23 protein-coding genes and 2 pseudogenes are annotated in these 20,879 nt (G+C 67.1%); 15 read left to right on the top strand and 10 right to left on the bottom strand.

Annotation, left to right across the window (positions count from 1 at the left end; translation table 11 throughout):
* Positions 1-69: 69 nt before the first annotated feature.
* The gene (locus tag SACXIDRAFT_RS00520) at positions 70-618 is read right to left on the bottom strand and encodes a carboxymuconolactone decarboxylase family protein (RefSeq protein ID WP_006236491.1); all 549 of its coding nucleotides are present in this window, start codon (positions 616-618) and stop codon (positions 70-72) included.
* A gap of 31 nt (positions 619-649) precedes the next feature.
* A complete protein-coding gene (locus tag SACXIDRAFT_RS00515) occupies positions 650-2,086 on the bottom strand; it encodes an MFS transporter (protein WP_006236490.1) in 1,437 nt (478 codons plus the stop codon).
* Positions 2,087-2,362: 276 nt separating this feature from the next.
* Here SACXIDRAFT_RS00515 and SACXIDRAFT_RS00510 point away from each other — a divergent pair, with 276 nt between their 5' ends.
* Positions 2,363-2,956, top strand: a complete 594-nt coding sequence (locus SACXIDRAFT_RS00510) for a DUF4396 domain-containing protein (protein WP_408640370.1) — start codon at positions 2,363-2,365, stop codon at positions 2,954-2,956.
* A gap of 183 nt (positions 2,957-3,139) precedes the next feature.
* Here SACXIDRAFT_RS00510 and SACXIDRAFT_RS00505 read toward each other — a convergent pair whose 3' ends face one another.
* The 5 genes from SACXIDRAFT_RS00505 to SACXIDRAFT_RS00490 all read right to left on the bottom strand — a co-directional run bounded on the left by SACXIDRAFT_RS00505 (position 3,140) and on the right by SACXIDRAFT_RS00490 (position 5,261).
* Positions 3,140-3,388, bottom strand: a complete 249-nt coding sequence (locus tag SACXIDRAFT_RS00505) for a CDGSH iron-sulfur domain-containing protein (protein WP_006236488.1) — start codon at positions 3,386-3,388, stop codon at positions 3,140-3,142.
* A 1-nt stretch (position 3,389) separates the two neighbouring features.
* Positions 3,390-3,596: a heavy-metal-associated domain-containing protein gene (locus tag SACXIDRAFT_RS00500; protein WP_006236487.1), complete on the bottom strand. Its 207-nt coding sequence runs from the start codon at positions 3,594-3,596 to the stop codon at positions 3,390-3,392.
* Positions 3,597-3,691: 95 nt separating this feature from the next.
* Positions 3,692-3,886, bottom strand: coding sequence for a hypothetical protein (locus SACXIDRAFT_RS23440; protein ID WP_006236486.1), 195 nt, complete (start codon positions 3,884-3,886; stop codon positions 3,692-3,694).
* On the bottom strand, positions 3,883-5,064 hold the full coding sequence (locus SACXIDRAFT_RS00495; protein WP_006236485.1) for an NAD(P)/FAD-dependent oxidoreductase: 1,182 nt from the start codon (positions 5,062-5,064) through the stop codon (positions 3,883-3,885). Before SACXIDRAFT_RS00495 ends, SACXIDRAFT_RS23440 begins: the two co-directional genes overlap by 4 nt.
* A complete protein-coding gene (locus SACXIDRAFT_RS00490; protein ID WP_006236484.1) occupies positions 5,061-5,261 on the bottom strand; it encodes a ferredoxin in 201 nt (66 codons plus the stop codon). Before SACXIDRAFT_RS00490 ends, SACXIDRAFT_RS00495 begins: the two co-directional genes overlap by 4 nt.
* 157 nt (positions 5,262-5,418) lie before the next feature.
* Here SACXIDRAFT_RS00490 and SACXIDRAFT_RS00485 point away from each other — a divergent pair, with 157 nt between their 5' ends.
* From SACXIDRAFT_RS00485 to SACXIDRAFT_RS00475, 3 genes are read left to right on the top strand one after another with little or no spacing between them, the layout of a single operon-like run.
* Positions 5,419-5,625 (top strand): heavy-metal-associated domain-containing protein, encoded by a 207-nt coding sequence (locus SACXIDRAFT_RS00485; protein WP_006236483.1) that lies wholly within the window; start codon positions 5,419-5,421, stop codon positions 5,623-5,625.
* A gap of 29 nt (positions 5,626-5,654) precedes the next feature.
* The gene (locus SACXIDRAFT_RS00480; protein ID WP_006236482.1) at positions 5,655-6,623 is read left to right on the top strand and encodes a DUF8832 domain-containing protein; all 969 of its coding nucleotides are present in this window, start codon (positions 5,655-5,657) and stop codon (positions 6,621-6,623) included.
* Between the two features lie 24 nt (positions 6,624-6,647).
* Positions 6,648-8,981 carry a heavy metal translocating P-type ATPase gene (locus SACXIDRAFT_RS00475; RefSeq protein WP_006236481.1) on the top strand — a complete coding sequence of 778 codons (2,334 nt, stop codon included), beginning with the start codon at positions 6,648-6,650 and terminating at the stop codon, positions 8,979-8,981.
* Between the two features lie 95 nt (positions 8,982-9,076).
* Here the strand turns inward: SACXIDRAFT_RS00475 and SACXIDRAFT_RS00470 are convergent, their stop codons facing one another.
* The gene (locus tag SACXIDRAFT_RS00470) at positions 9,077-9,259 is read right to left on the bottom strand and encodes a hypothetical protein (RefSeq protein WP_040921988.1); all 183 of its coding nucleotides are present in this window, start codon (positions 9,257-9,259) and stop codon (positions 9,077-9,079) included.
* A gap of 655 nt (positions 9,260-9,914) precedes the next feature.
* Between SACXIDRAFT_RS00470 and SACXIDRAFT_RS23435 the strand changes: the two are divergent.
* The 6 genes and pseudogenes from SACXIDRAFT_RS23435 to SACXIDRAFT_RS00445 form a co-directional block, all read left to right on the top strand.
* A pseudogene (locus SACXIDRAFT_RS23435) lies at positions 9,915-10,097 on the top strand (heavy-metal-associated domain-containing protein); the annotation flags it as partial.
* A gap of 53 nt (positions 10,098-10,150) precedes the next feature.
* The gene (locus tag SACXIDRAFT_RS00465) at positions 10,151-11,431 is read left to right on the top strand and encodes a hypothetical protein (protein ID WP_006236479.1); all 1,281 of its coding nucleotides are present in this window, start codon (positions 10,151-10,153) and stop codon (positions 11,429-11,431) included.
* A gap of 208 nt (positions 11,432-11,639) precedes the next feature.
* The gene (locus SACXIDRAFT_RS00460) at positions 11,640-12,098 is read left to right on the top strand and encodes a hypothetical protein (RefSeq protein WP_006236477.1); all 459 of its coding nucleotides are present in this window, start codon (positions 11,640-11,642) and stop codon (positions 12,096-12,098) included.
* Positions 12,091-12,729 carry a DUF3558 domain-containing protein gene (locus tag SACXIDRAFT_RS00455; protein ID WP_006236474.1) on the top strand — a complete coding sequence of 213 codons (639 nt, stop codon included), beginning with the start codon at positions 12,091-12,093 and terminating at the stop codon, positions 12,727-12,729. Before SACXIDRAFT_RS00460 ends, SACXIDRAFT_RS00455 begins: the two co-directional genes overlap by 8 nt.
* 267 nt (positions 12,730-12,996) lie before the next feature.
* On the top strand, positions 12,997-13,533 hold the full coding sequence (locus tag SACXIDRAFT_RS00450) for a GNAT family N-acetyltransferase (RefSeq protein ID WP_006236473.1): 537 nt from the start codon (positions 12,997-12,999) through the stop codon (positions 13,531-13,533).
* 238 nt (positions 13,534-13,771) lie between these two features.
* Positions 13,772-15,154: an SMI1/KNR4 family protein gene (locus SACXIDRAFT_RS00445; protein ID WP_006236472.1), complete on the top strand. Its 1,383-nt coding sequence runs from the start codon at positions 13,772-13,774 to the stop codon at positions 15,152-15,154.
* 100 nt (positions 15,155-15,254) lie between these two features.
* Here SACXIDRAFT_RS00445 and SACXIDRAFT_RS00440 read toward each other — a convergent pair whose 3' ends face one another.
* A complete protein-coding gene (locus SACXIDRAFT_RS00440) occupies positions 15,255-17,156 on the bottom strand; it encodes a HelD family protein (protein ID WP_232285218.1) in 1,902 nt (633 codons plus the stop codon).
* Positions 17,104-17,379 (bottom strand): hypothetical protein, encoded by a 276-nt coding sequence (locus SACXIDRAFT_RS23430; protein WP_232285217.1) that lies wholly within the window; start codon positions 17,377-17,379, stop codon positions 17,104-17,106. The genes SACXIDRAFT_RS00440 and SACXIDRAFT_RS23430 overlap by 53 nt, the downstream gene beginning before the upstream one ends.
* 87 nt (positions 17,380-17,466) lie before the next feature.
* Here SACXIDRAFT_RS23430 and SACXIDRAFT_RS00435 point away from each other — a divergent pair, with 87 nt between their 5' ends.
* From SACXIDRAFT_RS00435 to SACXIDRAFT_RS23680, 5 genes and pseudogenes are all read left to right on the top strand, one after another.
* Positions 17,467-18,102, top strand: a complete 636-nt coding sequence (locus tag SACXIDRAFT_RS00435) for a TetR/AcrR family transcriptional regulator (RefSeq protein ID WP_006236470.1) — start codon at positions 17,467-17,469, stop codon at positions 18,100-18,102.
* A gap of 541 nt (positions 18,103-18,643) precedes the next feature.
* Positions 18,644-19,108 carry a hypothetical protein gene (locus tag SACXIDRAFT_RS22145; protein ID WP_006236469.1) on the top strand — a complete coding sequence of 155 codons (465 nt, stop codon included), beginning with the start codon at positions 18,644-18,646 and terminating at the stop codon, positions 19,106-19,108.
* Positions 19,062-19,736 carry a DUF3558 domain-containing protein gene (locus tag SACXIDRAFT_RS00430; RefSeq protein WP_332306755.1) on the top strand — a complete coding sequence of 225 codons (675 nt, stop codon included), beginning with the start codon at positions 19,062-19,064 and terminating at the stop codon, positions 19,734-19,736. The genes SACXIDRAFT_RS22145 and SACXIDRAFT_RS00430 overlap by 47 nt, the downstream gene beginning before the upstream one ends.
* A gap of 384 nt (positions 19,737-20,120) precedes the next feature.
* Positions 20,121-20,279, top strand: a pseudogene (locus tag SACXIDRAFT_RS23685) (restriction endonuclease); the annotation flags it as partial.
* Between the two features lie 154 nt (positions 20,280-20,433).
* Positions 20,434-20,742: an McrC family protein gene (locus tag SACXIDRAFT_RS23680; protein ID WP_050986890.1), complete on the top strand. Its 309-nt coding sequence runs from the start codon at positions 20,434-20,436 to the stop codon at positions 20,740-20,742.
* Positions 20,743-20,879: the final 137 nt, after the last annotated feature.

The following is a 20,879-nucleotide window of genomic DNA, read 5'->3' as shown; positions in this document are numbered from 1 at the left end:
GAACACATCGACGCCGGGGCGGTTCACGCGCTTTCGCGCGAGCGCCCCGGCGTCGATCCTCGCGGGCTCTCACCGGGCCATGGGGCCGGGTGCTGCCGTATCTTCTGCCGGTTCGATCCCGGCGACGAGGTTGAACGAGCCTGTCATCTGGTTGAGCACCACGACACCGACGACCTCGATGATCGATCGGTCGGTCCATCCGTGTCCGCGCAGCGCCTCCACCTCGGCCGGGGTGATGGCCGACGGTTCGGCGAGGATCTGCAGAGCGAACTGGATGAGGGCGGCTTCCCTGGCGTCGGTGGAGGTGCCCTGCCGCGCGAGGTCGATGTCGGATTCGGTTAGGCCGAGACCGCGAGCGGCGTCGCCGTGCGCCTGGAGGCACGCGCCGCAACCGATCCACTGCTGGACGGCGAGGGAGATCTTCTCGCTGGTCGTGCGGGGCAGTTTGCTGCGCTTCATCGACCGCGACAGGGTCAGAAACCCCTCCAGCAGCGCGGGCGAATGGGCCATGGTGCTGATCATCTCGCCGACCGAGCCACGGCGGGCGGCGATGTCCTCCAGCAGTTGCCGGGACTTGCCGGGCGCCTCGTGGATCTCGAGTGCCTCGATGTTCTTCATCGGTCTTCTCCTGTCCGGGGCTTGCCGTGTCTCACGCGTTCGTGCCGGCCGGGGTGGTGTTCTGCTCCCGCTGGGCGCGCCGCCCTCGCAGGATCGCGGCGGCGATCAAGCCACCCGCGACGGCGATGCCACCCGCGCCGACGAAGGCCGCCGACAAGCCGTCCGTCACGGCCTGGGTGTCACCGGCCTGCCCCGCTCCCATCGACATGGCCAGCGCGGTCATCGCGGCGAGGCCGAGAGCCGAGCCGACCTGGTAGCTGGTGTTGACGATGCCGGAGGCGAGGCCACCTTCCTCAGGACGGGCGCTGGAGATGGCGGTGCCCAGCGACGGGACGAACGCCAGCGCCATACCGGCGGCCGCCACGAGCGACGCGGGCAGGACGTCCACCCAGAAGTTGCCGTCCGGCCGCACCAGCGACAGCCAGCCGAGACCGGCGGCCAGCACGAACAGACCGGTGACGATCATCGGCTTGGCTCCGAACCTGGCGGTCAGGCGCGGGCCGACCGCGATCATGCCGATCATGATGACGGTGGTCATCGGCAACAGCGCCGATCCGCTGGCGAACGCACCGAGCCCGAGCACCTGCTGCAGGTAGAGGTTCAGGAAGAACCACATGGGAATCCAGGCTCCGGCAAGCAGCAGTTGTGCCACGTTGGCGGCTCCGAGCTGGGGAGTGCGGAAGATGCCGAGCCGCACCAGCGGTGTCCGGCGCTTCGACTGGATCACCACGAAACCGGCGAGCAGAGCGACGGCCGCACCCAGCGCCACCAGGATTTCCACCGAGCCCCATCCCGCGTCGGGGGCGCGGACGATGCCGTACACCGCGAGGGCGAGACCCGCGGTGACGGTGACGGCGCCGAACACGTCGATGGAGCCGCGCTGTGCCGAGCCCGTCGGCATCAGGGCCGGTGCGGCCAGCATCGCCACGACAGCGATCGGGATGTTGAGGTAGAACACCCACGGCCAGCTGACGTACTCGGTGATGACACCGCCGAGAAAGACCCCGGCCGTGCCCCCGGCAGGCGCAGCCGCGCCGTAGAGCGCCAGTGCCTTCGTCAGCTCGCGTGGTTCACCACCGAAGATCGTCATCAGGAGAGTCAGGGCCGACGGCGCGATCAGCGCGGAGCCCGCTCCCTGCACGGCCCTGCCTGTCAGCTCCATCCATACCGTTCCCGCGGCTCCCGCGATCGCCGATCCGGCGAGCAGGACCAGCCATCCGGCCGTGAACACGCGCCGGGCGCCGAGGAGGTCGGAGAGGCGGCCGCCGAGCAGCAGCAGCCCGCCGAAGGCCACCACATAGGCGTTGAACACCCAGGACAACCCCTCCGGGGAGAAGCCGAGGTCGTTCTGGATCTGGGGTAGCGCGACACCGATGATCGAGGTGTCCATGATCACGACGAACTGCGCCGTGGCGATCAGAGCGAGCGCCCACCATCTGCGGGAGGCGCTCCGGGTCAGGTCATTCATCGTTCTCCTCCATACCTCTAGGGGGTATGCGTGGGAACGTAGCACGATCTTCGTCGATACGCCAGGGGGGTATGTGGGTCAGTTTGCCAACGGCTTCTTCTTCTGGGGGGTGAGATGTCCGCTGTAGCCCTGAGTGTTCGTCCAAAAACTCAGTGAAGTACCAGTTTGGCGGGAGAGGTTCCCTGTTCGGTGCCTCTCAAGATTCCGGTCTGGACGCCCTTGCGTTGTACCCGTACCCCGTAGCAGGATGTGCCGGACAAAAGGGAGGTTCCTGCCGTGTCAGAGAAGCATCCGTTGGTGCATCACGACTCTTCCCACGACGAAAGTCATGAGCACCACCCCGGCCACCACCATGGGGAGCACCACGACGATCACTCGGAGGGGCATGGCCAGCACGGTTCCCACGGTGCGCACGGCTCCCACGGCGGGCACACCGCGACCTGGGGTATGGCCGCGTCGGCCACATTGCACTGTCTCACCGGGTGCGCCATCGGTGAAGTGCTCGGCATGGTGATCGGCACCGCGCTCGACTGGAACAACGTGGCCACCATCGCGCTGGCCATCGCGTTGGCGTTCTTCTTCGGGTACGCGCTGAGCATGCGCGGCATCATGCGTGCCGGTGTGGGATTCAAACAGGCGCTGAAGGTGGCGCTGGCCGCGGACACCATCTCCATCACCGTCATGGAGATCGTGGACAACGGCGTGATGATCATTGTTCCCGGTGCCATGGAGGCGCCGTTGAACTCGCTGCTGTTCTGGGGAGCACTCGCGTTCGCCTTCGCGGTGGCGTTCGTGATCACTGTCCCCGTGAACAAGTGGCTGATCAGCCGTGGCCGCGGTCACGCGGTGGCTCACGCCTACCACCACTGACATCCCTGGCCTCCGGCGTCCGTCCGCAAGAGTCCGTCACGCAGGTCCATCGCGCTGTCCCTGGCAGCGACGAGCGGAAATTTCGCTGCCCCGGTTGTGCGGGTTCGCCGGTGCCAGGTCGTTTGTGGATAGTTCAGAACCGGGGGTGTGCCGATCCTTCGACCGGCACACCCCCGGTGTTCTTCAGGTGGCGCTGTCGTCGCTGTCCGGTTTCGTCGCCCGATCAGTGGCCGCGAAACCCGTTCTCGTGTGGGAGCCGTCGCAGAACGGCTTCCTCGCCGACCGGCCGCAGCGGCAGAGCAGTTGTGTCCGGCCTGGCCCGAGATCGAAGGCGTTGTTGTCGTGGTCAACCACCCTGACCGGTCCCTTGACCTGGTAGGGGCCGTTGTCCACGACTTTGATCACGACGGCCGCTTCTGGCTGTTCGCTCATGTCAGCCCGCGACCTCGTAGCCCGCCTTGTTGATCGCCTCGCGAACGAGATCGCCGTCCACCGGGGTCGTGCTGAGGACAGTGACCTCGCCCGTGGTGATGTCGATGTCCACATCGTCCACACCGGCCACGGACGTCACGGCGTTCGTCACCTTCGTCATGCAGCCGGAGCAGGTCATTCCCTTGACGGTGTACACGTTGTCGCTCACTGTCGGATCCCTTCTGTGATCGCTTGCGGTTATTACTATACCCCCGTTGGGTATTTAGGCAAGGCCGTCCACGGCCTTCCTCCCGTCCCCGTGGTTCAGTCCTGCCGACGGCATCGGCGTGGCCCGCTCACCTCCACGGAGGCCCGGATGCTGCCACGGCGCCCCGAACGCTGGGCGGCGGCCAGCAGGACCGGAACCGGCGCCCGGCAGCAGAGGCGCACCGCGGCCCCTGCGGACAGCCGCCAGCCGCGAACGCGCGCGGACGTGTCCTTCCGCCACACCTCGGTCATGCCGCCCTCCCTGCCGACGCGAGCTCCCGAGTGAGGACGGCGAGCCGCTGCGGCCAGTTCACGGCGACGGCTCCGGTGAGCGTGCCGTCTCCGGACCGATAGCGCACGCAGAAGCCTCGAGGGCCGGGTTCGGGTTCCGACTCCGTCCCCTCGGGGCGGCCGGCCACCTGGACCCGATGCTCGTAGACATCGGTCCAGAACACCGGGGGAATCGCAGGCGGCGGCCGGTGTCCGGTCAGCGTCGCGCCGACACGCTGTGCGCCGGAGGTGGCCGCGGCCCAGTGTTCGTGACGCACCGCGCGGCCACCGGTCAGCGGGGACGGCGTCCGGGCGACGTCCCCGACGGCCACCACGTCATCGACCACCGTGCCGTCGGTCGTGACCACGGCGCCACCCGCGTCGGTGAGCACGCCGTCGGTGATGTCGAGTCCGCAGCCGGAAAGCCACTCCGTGTTCGGTGTGGCTCCGAGCCCGGCCACCACCGCGTCGGCGGGGACGACCGAGCCGTCGTCGAGCACCACGTGGTAGCCGCCATCCGTGCGCTCGATCGCGTGGACGGCGTGGCCGAAGCGGGTGCGCACTCCCCGGACCCTGTGCTGCTCCCACAGCCACTGTGCGGCGCGGGTGCCCAGCGCCGGGGCGAGTGGCGAGTGCTGCGGGTCGGCCACGGTGACCGTCCATCCCGCCTGCCGTGCGGCGACCGCGACCTCGGAGCCGACGAAACCCGCTCCCACGATCACGAGGCGTCTGTGGTGTCTGTGGTGTCCTTGGTGGCCACGCAAGATCGCGCGGAGCCGGATCGCGTCGTCGGCCGTGCGCAGCGGCAGCGCGGCCCGCATCGTGGGAGGAATCCTCGCGCTGAGGCCGGTAGCCAGCACCGCGGCGTCGAACGCGATATCGGTCCCGTCCCCGATCTCGATGCGGCGGTTGGTGAGGTCGAGGCCGGACGCCGTGGTTCCGAGCCGCCAGGAAACGCCGTTGGTCTCGTCCAGCGGCTGGAGTTTCCAGTCGGGGTCGGACAGTGCGGCTTTGGACAGTGGTGGGCGCGCGTAGGGCGGGTGAGGCTCCGAGGTGAGACCGATCAGCTCTCCGGTGAAGCCGTTGTGGCGGAGCGCCTCGGCGGTCCGGAGTCCTGCCACCCCGCCGCCCACGACGACGATGCGCCGCAGCGTTCTCACGACTCGCCTCCCGCGAGAATCCGGATGGCCTGCACCGGGCAGTCCCGGACGGCCTGTACGACGTTGTCCCGCTCCGAGGGGTCCGGCTCCGCGTTGTACTGCGTGAAGCCGTCGTCGTCGATCCGGAAGACCTCTGGTGCGGTCAGCGCGCACAGCCCGTGGCTCTCGCAGCGGTCGAAGTCGATCGTGATTCGCATGGTCGCCTCCTGTTGACTGGGGTACGGGGGTAGGGTATACATGTCTTGCGCATCACGTCCAGGGCGACTCGCCGATACCCCCGGTGGGTAAAATGGGCCCGGCGGGATCGCCACCGGCGAACTACCGTCCTGAACCGGACAGCAAGGAGGAGACGAGATGGCTCAGCAGACGTACACAGTGACCGGCATGACCTGCCAGCACTGCGTGCTCTCGGTGACCGAAGAGGTCAGCGAGATCAACGGAGTGACCGACGTGGCGGTGGACCTCCCGACCGGCAAGGTCACCGTCACCAGCGACCGCGACCTCGGAACGGACGAGGTGCGCGCCGCTGTGGAAGAAGCCGGATATCAGCTGACTGCCTGAACAGGCGGTCCCTTCACGCGAGGATCGAGATGAACACTGCAGGGAAGCTCTCCGCCTACGGTGCGGCGCTCGCCCTGGCCGCCGGTGGCGGCTGGGTGATCGGCAACGCTGTCGGCCCCGTCGCCGGGTCGGCCGGCGTGCACGGCGACGAGGACGCCGCGCACAGGGGCGCCCACAGCGACACCGTCGCGGAGACCACGCAGCCCGACCTGCCCGCAGGGCTCGCGTCGTCCAGGGGCGGCTACACCCTCACGCCCACCAGCACGACGTTGCCTTCGGGTTCCGACGAGGAGTTCTCCTTCCGGATCGTCGGACCGGACGGCGAGCCGGTGACCCGCTTCGACGTCGAGCACGACAAGCGCATGCACCTGATCGTCGTACGGCGCGACACCGCCGGTTTCCAGCACCTCCACCCGACGATGGCCGACGATGGGACGTGGAGCGTCCCGCTCGACGTCACGCGCCCCGGCAGCTACCGCGCCTTCGCCGACTTCGTCCCCACCGGTGGCGAGGCGGCCACGCTCGGTGTCGATCTGGCCGTGCCGGGCGAGTTCCAGCCCGCGCAACACTCACCGTCCCGGGTCGCGACCATCGACGACTACGAGGTGCGCCTCGACGGCGACCTCGTGCCGGGCAGGGGAACGACGGTGACGCTCACGGTCAGCAAGGACGGCAAGGAGGTCACCGACCTCCAGCCCTACCTCGGAGCCTACGGCCACCTCGTCGCTCTCCGCGGTGGCGACCTCGCCTACCTGCACGTTCACCCCGGCGGCGAGCCGGGTGACGGCAAGACGAAGCCGGGGCCGACCGTCGATTTCCATGTCGAAGTACCCTCGGAGGGTACCTACCGGCTGTTCTTCGACTTCCAGCACGGAGGTGAGGTCCGCACGGCCGAGTTCACCCTGCCGACCGCCACGAGCGACCGCACAGCGGGCTCGGCACCCACATCCACCGGCGACCAGGGCCACAGCGATGACGGCCACGGCGGCCACGGCTGATCCGGACCGGGAAGGAGAAGCACAGTGACATCCGAGGTGACGAACCCGAGCGCGGGCCACGAGATCGAACTCGCGATCGGCGGCATGACCTGCGCATCCTGCGCGAACCGGATCGAGCGCAAACTCAACAAGCTCGACGGTGTGAGCGCCACCGTCAACTACGCCACCGAGAAGGCCAAGGTCGTCTACGCCGACGGCGTCGAGCCGGACCAGCTCGTCGCCCAGGTGGAGGCCGCCGGCTACAGCGCGACACTGCCGAAGCCCAGGACGGAGGCAGCCGCCGAGGCTGGCGGCAAGGCAGGCACGGACGGTGAGGCCGAGGACCCGACCCGGTCGTTGCGGGACCGGCTGATCGGCTCGCTGATCCTGTCGGTGCCGGTGATCGTGCTGGCCATGGTGCCCGCGTTGCAGTTCACGTACTGGCAGTGGATCTCGCTGACCCTGGCCGCGCCGGTGATCGTGTGGGCGGCGTGGCCGTTCCACAAGGCGGCGTGGGCCAACCTCCGGCACGGCGCGGCGACGATGGACACGCTGATCTCCATGGGCACCATCGCCGCGTTCGCCTGGTCGCTGTACGCGCTGCTGTTCGGCAGCGCGGGCGAGCCGGGAATGACCCACCCGTTCGAACTCACCATCGAGCGCATCAGCGGTGACGGCAACATCTACCTCGAGGTCGCGGCAGGGGTGACCACGTTCATCCTGGCAGGCCGCTACTTCGAGGCCCGCTCCAAGCGCAGGGCCGGTGCCGCGCTACGGGCGCTGCTCGAACTCGGCGCGAAGGAGGTCGCGGTCCTGCGCGACGGGCGCGAAGAACGGATTCCCGTCGAGCAGCTCGCGGTGGGCGACCGGTTCATCGTCCGGCCCGGCGAGAAGATCGCCACCGACGGTGTGATCGAGGAGGGCAGCTCGGCGGTTGATGCCAGCATGCTCACCGGCGAGTCGGTGCCCGTGGAGGTCGGGCCGGGTGACAGCGTCGTGGGTGCGACGGTCAACTCCGGTGGCAGGCTCGTCGTGAGGGCCACCCGCGTCGGTTCGGACACGCAGCTCGCGCAGATGGCCAAACTGGTGGAGGACGCGCAGACGGGCAAGGCCCAGGTGCAGCGTCTCGCCGACCGCATCTCGGGCGTGTTCGTGCCGATCGTGATCGCCCTTGCCGTGGGAACGCTCGCGTTCTGGCTCGGAGCGGGCGGCACGGTGTCGGCCGCGTTCACCGCAGCCGTCGCGGTGCTGATCATCGCTTGCCCGTGCGCGCTCGGCTTGGCCACGCCCACTGCGCTGCTGGTGGGGACGGGCCGTGGTGCCCAGCTCGGGATTCTCATCAAGGGCCCCGAGGTGCTGGAGTCCACGCGCCGTGTTGACACCGTCGTCCTCGACAAGACGGGCACGGTGACCACAGGCCGGATGGCGCTGGTCGAGGTGCACACCGCCGACGGTGAGGACGCCGACGAGGTGCTGCGGCTGGCCGGTGCGCTGGAGGACGCCTCGGAGCACCCGATCGCCCAGGCCATCGCCAAGGGCGCTCAGGAGAAGGTCGGCGCACTGCCTGCTGTCGAGGGCTTCACGAACGTGGAGGGTCTCGGCGTGCAGGGCATCGTGGACGGGCGTGCCGTGCTCGTCGGCAGGACCGCGCTGCTGGAGGACTGGAGCCAGCACCTCACACCGGAGCTGGCCGAGGCCAAGGCTGCCGCCGAGGCGCAGGGCCGGACCGCCGTCGCGGTCGGCTGGGACGGCAAAGCCCGCGGTGTTCTCGTGGTGGCCGACACGGTGAAGCCGACGTCGGCCGAGGCGATCGCGCAACTGCGGGAGCTGGGCCTCACTCCGGTGCTGCTCACCGGCGACAACGAGGCCGTCGCCAAGGCGGTCGCCGCCGAGGTGGGCATCGACGAGGTGATCGCGGAGGTGCTGCCCCAGGACAAGGTGGACGTGGTCAAGCGACTGCAAGCACAGGGGCGGGTCGTGGCGATGGTGGGTGACGGTGTCAACGACGCCGCCGCGCTCGCACAGGCCGACCTCGGGCTGGCGATGGGCACCGGAACGGACGTGGCCATCGAGGCGAGCGACCTCACCCTCGTGCGGGGTGACCTGCGGGTCGCCGCCGACGCCATCCGGCTCTCCCGCCGCACGCTCGCGACCATCAAGGGCAACCTGTTCTGGGCCTTCGCCTACAACGTGGCGGCACTGCCACTGGCGGCGGCCGGTCTGCTCAACCCGATGATCGCGGGGGCGGCCATGGCGTTCAGCTCGGTGTTCGTGGTCACCAACAGCTTGCGGCTCAAGGGCTTCCGCAGCGGCATCACCGAGGAGCACCCCTCGGTGACCGCCCAGGAGCGGCCCAAGGTTCCCGAAACCGTCGCCTGACGGCGGCCGGAGCCGACCACGGCGGCCCACGACAGCTCAAGCCTGTCGTGGGCCGCCGGTCGTTCGGGGTGGACCACCCGCGGCCCTGGCGGCGGTCAGGCGAGGGCGGGTTCGGTGTCGTCCGCCGACGCGAGGGGGGCGAGCACCGCGCGAGTGGCGTCGTCGGCGGGGAAGAAGGTCTCGATGGCGATCTCGTCGAGAGTGACGTCGCGCGGTGACCCGAACACCGTGACGGCGTAGAGCAGGGACAGCCGTCCGGCGTCGCTGTCGAGCAGCATCGGGGCGACGAGGTGCAGCGAAGTGGAATGGCGAGTGATGCGTCACTGGCTCCTCGACATCATCTATCCCGAGCGCGACAGTATCCGGGTCTACCACCTTCACCGCGGCACATTCAGCACCGCGCAACACCTTGGCCATTCGCCGCCCGCACCGCACGACACGCCTTTGATTTACTAGGAGCAGGTCTTCGGAGCGCCAAGCGTGGGGCGACACGCCGAGGGGTTCCGAAGCGTTTCCCCGGAATGTCGATCACGACAAGGTGACAATTGGCCGTCCAGGGGAGAAGAACGCCTGCTCAAGCAGGGTGGCATCGGCCCTCCGGGGCCGATGAGGATCGCAACACCCAGGTCGCGGGGGTGGCGGCATGAGCGGGCGCCGGTGGCATCGGCCCTCCGGGGCCGATGAGGATCGCAACACCTACGCAAGGCCGGCGGGTAGCACCGGCCGATCAGGTGTGGCATCGGCCCTCCGGGGCCGATGAGGATCGCAACATCCGCGACAACGACGGGCGGGTCATCGGGATCTCGGGTGGCATCGGCCCTTCGGGGCCGATGAGGATCGCAACGCCGCCGACGGCAGGATGCGCAGGGCGGACATGCTGACCAGGATGGAACGCCGGCAGGCTAGAGGGCATGGGGAATCGGGGGTGACGTCGTGACGGAGCGGATTTACAGCGTGCTCGGCATGGCATGCGGACACTGCGAGACCTTCGTGACCGAGGAACTACTCCGGCTGGACGCGGTCGTCACCGTGTCCGTGGATGTCGCGGGCGACGCCGTCACGGTGATCAGCGAGCGCGCACTCGACGTGTCCGACGTCCGTGCGGCCGTGGAACGAGCCGGATATGAACTCGTGGCACCGGCGGCTTGGAAGAAGGGCCACCGCGCACCGTGTGTGGCCTCTGCGCGGTTGACGAGATCGTCGTCCTCGACGCGGGCCGGGTCGAGGAATCGTCCGAATGCTGGGCCGGATTCCCGATGGCTCTTTATGCTGGGGCGATGTTCGGTCGCCGCCAGCCTGTGCAGAACGATGCCGTCGCCAAGCGCATGCGGCGGTTCTTCAGGTCCGGAAACGTGCATCGCCTCTCTCCGGAACAAGTGGCGATGGAGTACGGCCGGACGTTGTGGAGTCGCCGGAAGGCCGCGGTGGCTGACGAGCGCAAACTGAAAACCGAACGGTTCACTGTCGCCCTGGCGACCGGCGACACCGGGGACGAATTCGACACCATCACCAAACGCGCCACACTGATATCGGACACCCTCCTTCTGTCGCACACCGATTCAGGACAGTTTCATCGCCTCGGCCTGCAGCATGACCTCACGGTGTCGCGGTTCAGTGAGCGAGACCGGCATGACCTCTTCGACGCAACGTGCAACGCGGACGGGGTGCTTTTCGATTACGGCCGAAACGCGGCCGAGCTGTCCAGCACCGTCAAGGTCACGGAGAAGTGGTACGGCATGTACTGCCCCGATCTGGCGGACCTGGGCACGTGGATCGTGAATGCCGAGCCGTTGCTCAAGGCGGGACTCGCGTGGTATCTGCCCTGTTACGCGACCGGGTACGCTTCGGGCACGGTGCGGCCGGAACACCAGCTCGGGATGCGGCATTTGACTTCCCACCGGCGCTATCCAGGGGTCGATTACCTCATCAAGGATCGGGTGGCGGTGGACGCTTCAGGTGCCAACCCGTTGAAAAGCCGTCTTGTGCGGCCTGTCCTGACCGTCGATCTACCGTTCGTCGATGGCGTCGGTCTCCGCGATTTCAGCGACATCACCACGCAGGAGTTCACCTCGTACGTGGCGTTCCGCGATTTTCTCCGTACGACCTTCAACGATCTGGACGACGCGTTGGACGCCGTTCAGTCGGAGCGGGAACTGGTCAGGCACGGATTACAGATCAAGGAAGAGATCAGGGCCGTTCAATCCGAGATGATGAAGGTGAGAAGAAGACGCGCCGTGGCGATCTCCGGTGCCACGATCGGCTCAGTCGGAGCTGTTCTCGTCGCCGTGTACGGGCCTGCGATGGAGGTGGCGGTCGCCGCTGTGGGAGCAAGCGGTGGTCTCTGGGGCATCATCCACGCCGCGACGGAGAACAGTGTCCGAACGCTGCGTGCCAACAAGTGGTATTACGTCTGGGTCCTGGCACGACAGCACAACCCCGACGTCATGTGAACACCGTTCTCCCGGCTGCTGGTGACGACCTCAGGGGCGGCCGACGTGGCAGACGTTGCCCGATTGCCGATCCGGGCTTGGAGGGAGTCGTGGCGCGCGCATGGCTGGCAGGAGACCCGACCGGCGTGTCACCGGAGGGTGCTGACCCAGTGTGGCTCGTTGGCTACCCTCGTAGGCGTTTCAGGGGATGTTGCTGGGGAGGATCTCGATGACAGAGAACTGGTACGAGGCGCTTTCTGACGAGCTGACCAACGGCGTCAGCGCCACCGATGCGGTTGGCTCGGTGCTGGGCGGCCCCGCCGGTATGGCCAAGCTGGGAATGTCGGCGGCAGCGCGACTCGGTGAAGGGAACGGCGGGTCGTGGTCCTTCGACGAGGAGGAGATCGACGCCGTCATCGCGGACTGGAAGGCGCTGGCCGAAGAACTTGAGGCGGACAAAACTCTTCTTGCTCCAGCGCGGCAAGGAATCCATGCTCCTTCGAATGATCAGCCCTCCGTGGAATTCATGAACGCATTACATGAGGGAATGGATTCTCTTGCGGAATTTAACGACGCTATGCGTGACTATGTTAAAGAATTTGTGGCTAAATTGGAAGCCGCCAAGAAGTCTATATCCAATGTGGATGGCGATAGTGCCGATTCCTTTGGAGGAGTATCCGATGTGTGATTATCGCTTTAGGTTTTTTCGAATTTTCTCTATGGTTGCCGTTGTCCTCTTTGGCGCTTCCTGTTCGGCAGGCACGGAAGGCGTGGCTCAGCCTGCGGTGGACGATACAACTACGTCGGTGGCAGGTAAGGCTCCCGAGCGTAAGGTTAGTGAGCCGCTGGACATCAGTCCGTATCTGTCGAGGCCGTGTGAGCTCGTTTCTCCGGAGATGCTCGCGAAACTGGGGACCTCGCCGAGTGAGGCCACACCAAGGCTCCCCGAGGATCACAAGGTTTCGGCGGAATTCGGCCCCTCGTGCGATTGGTCCGGGGAGGACGAGGGTGGTATCGGTGTCAATATCAATTCAGGAAACAAGGAACGTGGGCTTGGTGGCTTGCGTGGGCACGAGATGGCGCGTGACCAAGGTCGATACGAGCTGTGGGAGGAGACTTCGATCTCGAGCTATCCGGCTGTTTACCTGGGGGTTAGTGACGCCCGCGATCGAGGGGATTGCGAACTCGTGGTAGGAATTGCCGATGACATGACTTTCGGTGTTTCCGCGGTTTCCTTCTACGAGAATCCTGAGAAGGCTTGTCGCGTGGCCGATGAGGTTGCCGCCGACGTCATCGAAACCCTGAAGTCGGGGAGTTGAGCCCGGTCCAGGTCTGCCGGACACATGGTCGGCGAAGATCGGGTGTGCAGCGGCGTCGCAGAGCGTCGAGGTCGGCTCTTCGCTCCCCGTCACGCCTGCTCGCCGGTCCTCCTACCCGGCTCGCAATGCGGACAAACGGCCAGGAATGCCGACCCTCGCGTTGCCGCTGCGCTCTGCCCGGACGCCGCGTAATGGCGTTGCCGCATCGTGCACGGCGTGGTTCTGTAAGCCCTGCCCGCGTGGTCGGTCCGGCAACGATGCGAAGGAATGGTGTCTCTCGTGCGAGATGACGGAGAACCCGCTCTGAGTCCGCTGATCCGGCCGATCGAGGACGGCGACTGGCCGCAGGTGTGGTCGTTCATGAATGAGATCGTGCGTGCGCGGGAGACGTTCCCCTACGACCCGGAGATGACGGCCGAGGCGGCGCGCGAGATGTGGATCGAAGATCCTCCTGGCCGGACCGTGGTCGCGGTGGACAGCGGCAGGGTGGTCGGAACGGCGAAGATGGGAACCAACCGTCCCGGTCCTGGCTCCCACGTTTCGACAGCCAGTTTCATGGTCGCTCCGCACGCACGTGGCAGGGGTGTGGGCACCGCGTTGTGCCGGTACGCGCTGGACTGGGCGAGGCAGCGGGGTTACGCCGGGATGCAGTTCAACGCGGTGGTCGAGACCAACACGGCCGCCGTCGGCGTCTACGAACGGCTCGGGTTCCAGGTGGTCGGCACCGTGCCGGGAGCCTTCGCGCACCCGACGCAAGGCCGCGTCGGCCTGCACGTGATGTATTGCGACTTCGACCGGACCTGAGAAAGGTTCACTGAGCTCGCGCCGGGAATCGTCGGCCACGACCGTCGTCACGCATCCCAACTTCGGTGCACAGAGACCGTCGAGCACCCCACCGCCCTGCTTCGTGGAACGGCAGCCGACTGCGGCATACGTTGTTGTCGGAGGTGCCCCGTACGGTGTGCGCAGCCGGTGTGCGGGACAGCGCCACAGGCCGCCACCCGCACTCGCACCAGCACGGCCGGAGACCATGGGAGGACCGTTGTCGTCGTTGCACGAGTTCACGACCTGGAAGCCGTTGCTGCGGTTGTTGTGGGAGTCCGACGCGGAGCGTCTGGCAGCGCCCGGCGCCCACGTGTCGGGACACATCGGCTTTCACGGGTGGAGTGTGCCCGTGCGGCGACCGCGACCTCGGCCGGGGCGGGCGGTTCAAGCCGAGGACATGCGGGAGGAGTTCGACGCCGTCGCGCGGGTGCGGGATGCGCTTGCCGAGGCTGGGGTCGAGGACATCTCGTTCGTGGCGGAGACGTCCTCGGCCGGGGGGATCGCGCTGCACGTGGTCGAACGCGGCGCCGCTGTGGAGTCGGGTATCGGCAGCGCGTTTCCGGGTTCACTCCTGCTTGTCGAGGACGCCGTCGCCGAGCCGTGGCGGCGCCTTCCCGATCCTGCACCGGGGGTGAAATCCGCCTCGTCGGCCGATGCGGAATTGCTGGAGCGGACACTCCGCGCGGCGCTGCCCGGCAGCATCGGTGCCACCGACGCGGAGATCGCCGCGACGGAAGCACGCCTCGGTGTCGCGTTGCCCGAGGAGTTGAGGGCGCTCTACCGGGTGGTGCGGGGGCGGTGGGCGGACTGGCGCGGCGATGTCGAGGGGATGGATCGGGTCGCCGCGGCGGTCGGGTGCGAACTGCTACCTCTCGACGAGATCTACCTCGCCGAGGCGGCGAGGCGGCCGCGTTCGTGGAGGTTCGCGGCACTGGAGGCGGTCGCCACCCCGCCTGATGCCGCGGTGCAGGGGCTGGTCGGCTCACCCGGCTGGATCGTCTTCGGCGACAACGGCGGCGGCGACCGGATCGCGATCGACCTGACACCGGGGCCGCGCGGGCACCTCGGGCAGATCATCATGCTCGACCACGAACAGAACATCGGCGCCGACCTCATCGCCGGCTCGCTCACCGACCTGGTGCTGAAGCGGCGCCGCGAGACGCGACGTGATCGTGACGGCAGGCAGCCGTCGCCTGTGGCCCGCGTCAACATCCGTGGCGTGAGCAGTGTCGAGGCGGCCGCCCACCCGGGGTTGGAGGTGCTGTCCATCGGGGTGTGGGAAGGCAAACCGCTCAGCCTCGCCCCTGCCGTCGGCCTGCCGCGCCTGCGCACGTTGACCGCCTACCCCGGCACACTCGCAGACCCGTTGGAGATCGCCGAGCTGACCCGACTGGAGTTTCTGGAACTCGCACCGCAGGACTGGCGTGTTCTGCTCGACGCGGGCGCCGTGCCGCGCAGCCTCCTGGCCGCGGCCGTCGAGGTGCGCGGCGAGCACCACCCACTGTCCGTTGTGGAGGTCGCGAACGAGCTGCTCGGCCTGTGGGGCCGCCCGCCGATCACCGTCACCGTCGTCGAGGGTGAGCTCGGGCATATGCCGTAGGTGGCGGTGCGTGCCGGGCAGGGATCAGCACGCCACATCGCGGGCGAGGCGATGCAGGCCGACTCGGTCGCCGCCACGCGGCCGCGACCGCGCAACCCTGTCAGGAGACCATCGCGGGTTCGTGTGCCAGCGGTTCCGGCAGGGGTGTCGCGTGAACGATGTGCAGGGCGCTGACGGCCCGGGTCAGGGCGACGTAGAGGCGCTGGAGCCCGCGATGTTCGGCGTCGGCGATGCGAGCCGGTTCGGCGACGATGACGGTGTCGAATTCGAGCCCCTTGGCGAGACTGACCGGGGTGAGGGTCAGCCGTTGCGCGCGGAGATCCGTTCCGTCGCTGCCCAGGAGGGTGTGCCCGAGCCCGCTCGCGGACAGCGCTCGACCGAGCTGCGCGATGTCGGCGTCGGCGGCGATGAGCCCGACCGAACCTTCGCCGCCCAGCGCGGTGGCGCAGGCCGTAATGGTCGCCGCGATCGCCTCACCCGTTGTGGTGCGGGTGATGCGGAGGGCGCCGGGGGAGTGGCGCAGCGACGCGGGCCCCTGAAGTTCCGGGGCAATGTGCGGGAGGAGCCGAGCGGCGAAGTCGATCACCTGTGCCGGCACGCGGTATCCGTGGGTGAGTTCCTCGATCTGCCCGTCCGGCCGCTCGAGGTGGGTGAGGACCGCAGACCAGTTCTCGACGGCGGACGGGCTCGTGGCCTGCGCCAGGTCGCCGAGGACGGTGCACGACCCGACCACACGGCGGGCGAGAGCCCGAAGGTGCATGGGGCTGAGGTCCTGGGCTTCGTCGATGACGACGTGGCCGAGCTTCGCGGGGCGCTCGATCAGCGCTGCGGCTTCGTCGAGCAACGCCAAGTCGAGGCTGCTCCAGGTCATCGCCTTCACGCTCCGCGGACGAGGTGTGAGCAGGATGGCGTGCTGTTCGTCGGGGGAGAGGACCCCGTCCGCCGCGTGTGCCAGGTGGGTTCGGTCGGTGAGGAGGTCGAAAACAAGGCGGGCGGCATCGACCGCGGGCCACATCTGGCGGACGGCGCGGGCGACCCCCCTGTGGCGACAGAGCTGATGCAGGGTGGTGGTTGAGTTCCCGGCACGTTCCATGCGTCGCAACACGAGATGCGCCAGCCGCTGGGCCAGCAACTCGCGACCGGCGCCGTAGTCGGGCCCGCGTGTCAGCACGGCGTCGAGTTCCTCGGCGATCTCCTCGGGGGAAAGGCGCCACGTGCGGTGTTGGTGTTGGACCTCCACTGTCTCCTGGGGCGGCCGGATCCGTGACCACAGGTGGCGGCGGATGACCTCGGCCATCCGGGCGTCGCCCTTGACCCGGGCCGTCGGCGGATCGTCAACGCGCTCGGCGGCGACACCAGAGCCGGTGAGTTCGTCAATGGTGATCTGGGCGACCTTCACCTCGCCGAGAGCGGGCAGGACATCGCGGATGTAGGACAGAAAGGAACGGTTGGGTCCGATGACGGCCACTCCGCCTTCCTTCCGTAGCCGTTCCCGCTTGCTGTAGAGGAGATAGGCCAGCCGGTGCAGGCCCACCGCGGTTTTGCCTGTGCCCGGCGCGCCTTGGACGCACAGCGTGTGTTCCAGCGGAGCACGCACCAGCCTCATCTGCTCGGGCTGGATCGTGGCGACGATGTCGCGCATCGGACCTGTGCGCGGACGCTCGATCTCCGAGGCCAGAAGGCCACCCCCGGTGCGGGACGTGGCCTGACTGCTGAGGGGCTCGTCTTCGTAAGCGGTCAACACACCGTCGCCGTCGAAGCCGTAGCGGCGGCGAATCCTGACTCCCATCGTGTTCTCGTGGCTTGCTTCGTAGAAGGCGCGTGCCAGCTCCGCCCGCCAGTCGATGACCATGGGCTCGCCTTCCTCGTCGCGGACACCACGACGGCCCAGGTAGGCGCGGTCGCTGTCCGGCGCGCGCGTGCGTGAACGACGCTCGTGGACCCGCCCGTCACGGCTGCCGTAGATCTCGCCCGGCGCGTAGTCGAGGCGCCCGAAGAACAAGGGCGCCGTCGAGTTCGGCCAGTTCCTCGACCATCCGGGTGCGAAATTGGCGTAACGCGTGGTTGAAGTACTTGTCCACGACGGCCTCACCCTCGCCGGCTCCCGTCGCGAGCGCAGTGCTGACCTCCTCGCGCATGCGTGCCAGCTCCGCGCGACAGAAGTCCATGTAGTCGCGCTCGACGTGAATCTCCGGGTCAACTGGGTCGTGAGCAGCCTGGCGCATGCGATCCTCTTCTCCAAAACTTAACTCGGTTAATCATAAGACTCGGTCAGCTTATTGCCCTGGATAGGGTTCGATTAGGCTGGGGGCATGGCGGAACTCGGGCTGCGGGAGCGGAAGAAGCGCCGCACGCGCGAAGCGATCATGGAGGCGGCCTTCGCGCTGTTCCGGGAGTCGGGGTTCGACGGCGTCTCCGTCGTTGACATCGCGGCCGCCGCCGAGGTGTCCAAGCCGACGCTGTTCTCCTACTTTCCGACAAAAGAGGACCTTGTCCTCCGCAGGTTCCTCGACGACGACATGACTCCCGCGCTGGTCGTCCGAAAACGACCCTCCGGCATGTCCCCGCTCCGTGCTCTGCGGCAGAGCTTCCTTGACCGGCTCGTTCAGCGGGACGTTCTCACAGGATTGAACGACACACCGTCGGCCATCACGTTCCACGACCTGCTGTACTCGACGCCGACGCTGATGGCACGCCTGTCGGGCCACATGATCGAGCAGGAACGAGGTCTTTGCGAGGAATTGCTCGCCTCAGGTGGGCTGAGTGACGAGTTCACCGCGCGCATCGTGGCGGCGCAGGTTTTCGGCATGAAGCGTGTCCTCGCCGACTGCAACGCCCAGGAAATCCGCTCAGGCCGCAGTGCCGACGAGGTCTATCCCGCGGCGGTCTCCCGCGTGAAGGCGGCCTTCGAACTCCTGCGGAAGGGTCTGGATACACGCGTCGGTTAGTGCGGGCGGTGCTCCGTGTTGCTGGTGACACGTCGTCAGGCGGACTTTCGGCTGGAGCTCCCGGAATCTCACGGTGCGGCCGAAACTTGCTGCCTGTCGAGACACCCAGTGGGAACCCGGTGGGTCAGACCTTGACGGCGGCTGGGTGGACCTTACCGTGCGGCGCGAGGCGATGTGAGAGTCAACGATGTGGCGCTCGACCCGAGAGGTGGTCATCGACGAGTCATCGTTGTGGCATGCGTTCTCCGTCATCCGCGCCGCCATGAACTCGCCGAGGCCATGACATTGCTGTCGCGCTGACGTAGCCGGTTTCTCCTGGATTGTGTTGCTGACTACTGGCGGCAGGCGTAGTCCGTCGAGTAATTGCCAGGTCGAACCACAACCCTCGGGTACCGGGGCATTGCGCTGCCCGAGAAGCTGATCGTCGGGTGGTGTGGGCGACGAGCGGACTCGGCTGGTGAGTCGGCTGGAAGTCGCTGACCCAGTGTGCAGTGTTGGCTACGCTCATGGTGGTCTGGGGACGTAATACGGGAGGGTGAGCGTGGCTGAGAACTGGTTCGAAGCTCTTTCCGATGAGATGGCCAACGGCGTGAGCGCGACCGATGCGGTCGGCGCTGTACTCGGAGGACCTGCCGGCATGGCGACGATAGGTGCGTCGGCGGCAGCGCGGATGGCCGGAGAGGGAAACGGAGGGTCGTGGTCCTTCGACAAGGACGAAATCGACGCGGTCATCGCGGACTGGAAGGCGTTAGCTGAAGAACTGGACGAGGACCGGAGAAATTTCTTCTCGGCGCAGCGAGTATTCTATCCTCCCTCGGAGGATCAGCCACCAGTAAAATTTATGAGCTCATTGCGTGAGGGAATAGTTGCGCTTGAAGAGTTCAATAATTCAATGCGTGACTATGTCGCGGAGTTTGTCGAGAAGTTGGAAGCTGCTAAAAAGTCGATTAGTGAGGCGGATGATGCCCATGTTGAGTCGTTCAGGGGAGGTAATTTTGATGCGTAACCGCTTTGTTTGGTTTCGAATCTCCTCCGTGCTAGCCGTGGCTGCCGCTGGTGTTTCCTGCTCTGCGGGCACGGATGGTGTGGCCCAGCCTATGCCGGAAAAGGTGAGTGCGTCGGAGGCGAGTGGGGCTCCTGAACACCGGGTCAGTGATCCGCTGGACATCACCCCCTATCTGTCCAGGCCTTGCGATCTTGTCTCCCCGAGGCTACTCGGAAAGCTGGACACGTCGCCAAACGAGGCGAATCCGAGCCTGCCTGAGGACGATAAGGTCGCTGCTGAGGCTGGCCCAGGCTGTAGTTGGACGGGCGAGGGCGAAGGAAGTATCGGAATCGGCATCGATTCGGGCAACAAGGAACGTGGAGTGGGGGGATTGCGCGGGCTTGAAATGGCTCGCGACCAGGGTCGATACAAGTTGTGGGAGGAAACTTCGATCGAGGGTTACCCCGCTGTGTATATGGGTGTTCGAGACGCTCGTCACGAGGGGGACTGTGATCTCGCGGTGGGAATTGCCGACGATATGACTTTCGGTGTTTCTGCGATTTCTTTCCGGGAGAACCCTGAGAAGGCATGCCAGGTGGCCGCCGAGGTCGCTGCCGACGTGATCGGAAACCTGAAGGCGGCGAACTGAACCCGGCCAAGCGCTCTGCGCCCGCGCCCGCACCCGCGCCTCGACACTGTGCGCGGCGACCCGTTATGGTCCGCGCCGTGTGAGGTCGTGAGCATGCGCGGTAGGGAAGCCCGATTTCGCGCGAGTATCCCGGTTTTCAGCACCGGTTATGCGGGGCCTGTTGCTTACAGAGAGCGTTCGATGTGAAGGGGACGAACGGGAGTCAGACGTTTCGGGTGCGGGTCCGCCTGCACCACGGCAGACCGGTCCCCGTGGAGATCGCTCACGACGAGCACACCGCCGTCATCGCGGAGAACCGGTTGCTGCGCGACTCAGGTGAAGCCCTGCTCAGACTGCCCGGCCTTCCCGGCCGACGTGCGGGGGCGGCTGCTGCGCTTGCGGGTGATGCTCGGCGAGATCACGCCGATCCGGCGCGGGGATCGCGTGCCCGCGTGGTGGCCCAGCCGTCCTAATACCCGTTATCACGACGCGCTTCGGCTGGCGGAGCTCGTGCTGCGCGGTGCGTCGATCGAGCACCGGCCCGGCGAGGTCACCGTGCACGGCTTCCTGTTCGACCTGGCGAAGGTGTTCGAAGACTTCGCCACGCGCGCGCTGCGCGACGCGATCGGCGAGCTCGACGACTTCGGGGGTCACTGCATCCGGCAGGCCGCACACCGCCTCGACGAGCGGCAAGCGATTCCCCATCGTTCCCGACCTCGTGGTCTACACCGCAGGCGGGGCGCCGGTGGCCGTGGCCGACGCCAAGTACAAGGCGGAGAAGCCAGCGGGTTTCCCCGATGCCGACCTGGATCAGATGCTGGCCCACTGCACCGCGTTGAACCTGCCCGAAGGCCACCTCGTCTATGCGAAAGGCAACGCAGCACCCCATGGGGCCCACCGCGTGAGGCATGCCGGCATCACCCTCCACCAACACCCCCTCGACCTCGACCAGCCGCCTGTCGGGGTCCTCACGGATGTGCGGGCGGTTGACAGCGCGGTGAGGAGTGGTGGGGTTGGGGTGTTTTAGCGACTTCACGTCAACGGCGTGGAACCGCTGGCAATGATGCCTCACTCCCATGGCGTGATCGGCGACACATTCACGACTTGATAAAGGTTGTTCACACTTCATCGGTTCCGTACGACGCATCCGGTGGTTGGCGAACA

It is taken from the genome of Saccharomonospora xinjiangensis XJ-54 (assembly GCF_000258175.1).
In the GTDB taxonomy this organism is placed as follows: Bacteria; Actinomycetota; Actinomycetes; order Mycobacteriales; family Pseudonocardiaceae; genus Saccharomonospora; species Saccharomonospora xinjiangensis.
Note: the sequence above shows the minus strand (reverse complement) of the source record. Positions and strands in the feature narration are given on the sequence as shown.

What these genes read in the sequence shown, in the direction of transcription:
- SACXIDRAFT_RS00520 (WP_006236491.1), bottom strand. Translation starts at nt 618, where the DNA reads ATGAAGAACATCGAGGCACTCGAGATCCACGAGGCGCCCGGCAAGTCC.
- SACXIDRAFT_RS00515 (WP_006236490.1), bottom strand. Translation starts at nt 2,086, where the DNA reads ATGAATGACCTGACCCGGAGCGCCTCCCGCAGATGGTGGGCGCTCGCT.
- SACXIDRAFT_RS00505 (WP_006236488.1), bottom strand. Translation starts at nt 3,388, where the DNA reads ATGAGCGAACAGCCAGAAGCGGCCGTCGTGATCAAAGTCGTGGACAAC.
- SACXIDRAFT_RS23440 (WP_006236486.1), bottom strand. Translation starts at nt 3,886, where the DNA reads ATGACCGAGGTGTGGCGGAAGGACACGTCCGCGCGCGTTCGCGGCTGG.
- SACXIDRAFT_RS00490 (WP_006236484.1), bottom strand. Translation starts at nt 5,261, where the DNA reads ATGCGAATCACGATCGACTTCGACCGCTGCGAGAGCCACGGGCTGTGC.
- SACXIDRAFT_RS00485 (WP_006236483.1), top strand. Translation starts at nt 5,419, where the DNA reads ATGGCTCAGCAGACGTACACAGTGACCGGCATGACCTGCCAGCACTGC.
- SACXIDRAFT_RS00480 (WP_006236482.1), top strand. Translation starts at nt 5,655, where the DNA reads ATGAACACTGCAGGGAAGCTCTCCGCCTACGGTGCGGCGCTCGCCCTG.
- SACXIDRAFT_RS00470 (WP_040921988.1), bottom strand. Translation starts at nt 9,259, where the DNA reads ATGCTGCTCGACAGCGACGCCGGACGGCTGTCCCTGCTCTACGCCGTC.
- SACXIDRAFT_RS00460 (WP_006236477.1), top strand. Translation starts at nt 11,640, where the DNA reads ATGACAGAGAACTGGTACGAGGCGCTTTCTGACGAGCTGACCAACGGC.
- SACXIDRAFT_RS00455 (WP_006236474.1), top strand. Translation starts at nt 12,091, where the DNA reads ATGTGTGATTATCGCTTTAGGTTTTTTCGAATTTTCTCTATGGTTGCC.
- SACXIDRAFT_RS00450 (WP_006236473.1), top strand. Translation starts at nt 12,997, where the DNA reads ATGGTGTCTCTCGTGCGAGATGACGGAGAACCCGCTCTGAGTCCGCTG.
- SACXIDRAFT_RS23430 (WP_232285217.1), bottom strand. Translation starts at nt 17,379, where the DNA reads ATGCGCCAGGCTGCTCACGACCCAGTTGACCCGGAGATTCACGTCGAG.
- SACXIDRAFT_RS00435 (WP_006236470.1), top strand. Translation starts at nt 17,467, where the DNA reads ATGGCGGAACTCGGGCTGCGGGAGCGGAAGAAGCGCCGCACGCGCGAA.
- SACXIDRAFT_RS00430 (WP_332306755.1), top strand. Translation starts at nt 19,062, where the DNA reads ATGATGCCCATGTTGAGTCGTTCAGGGGAGGTAATTTTGATGCGTAAC.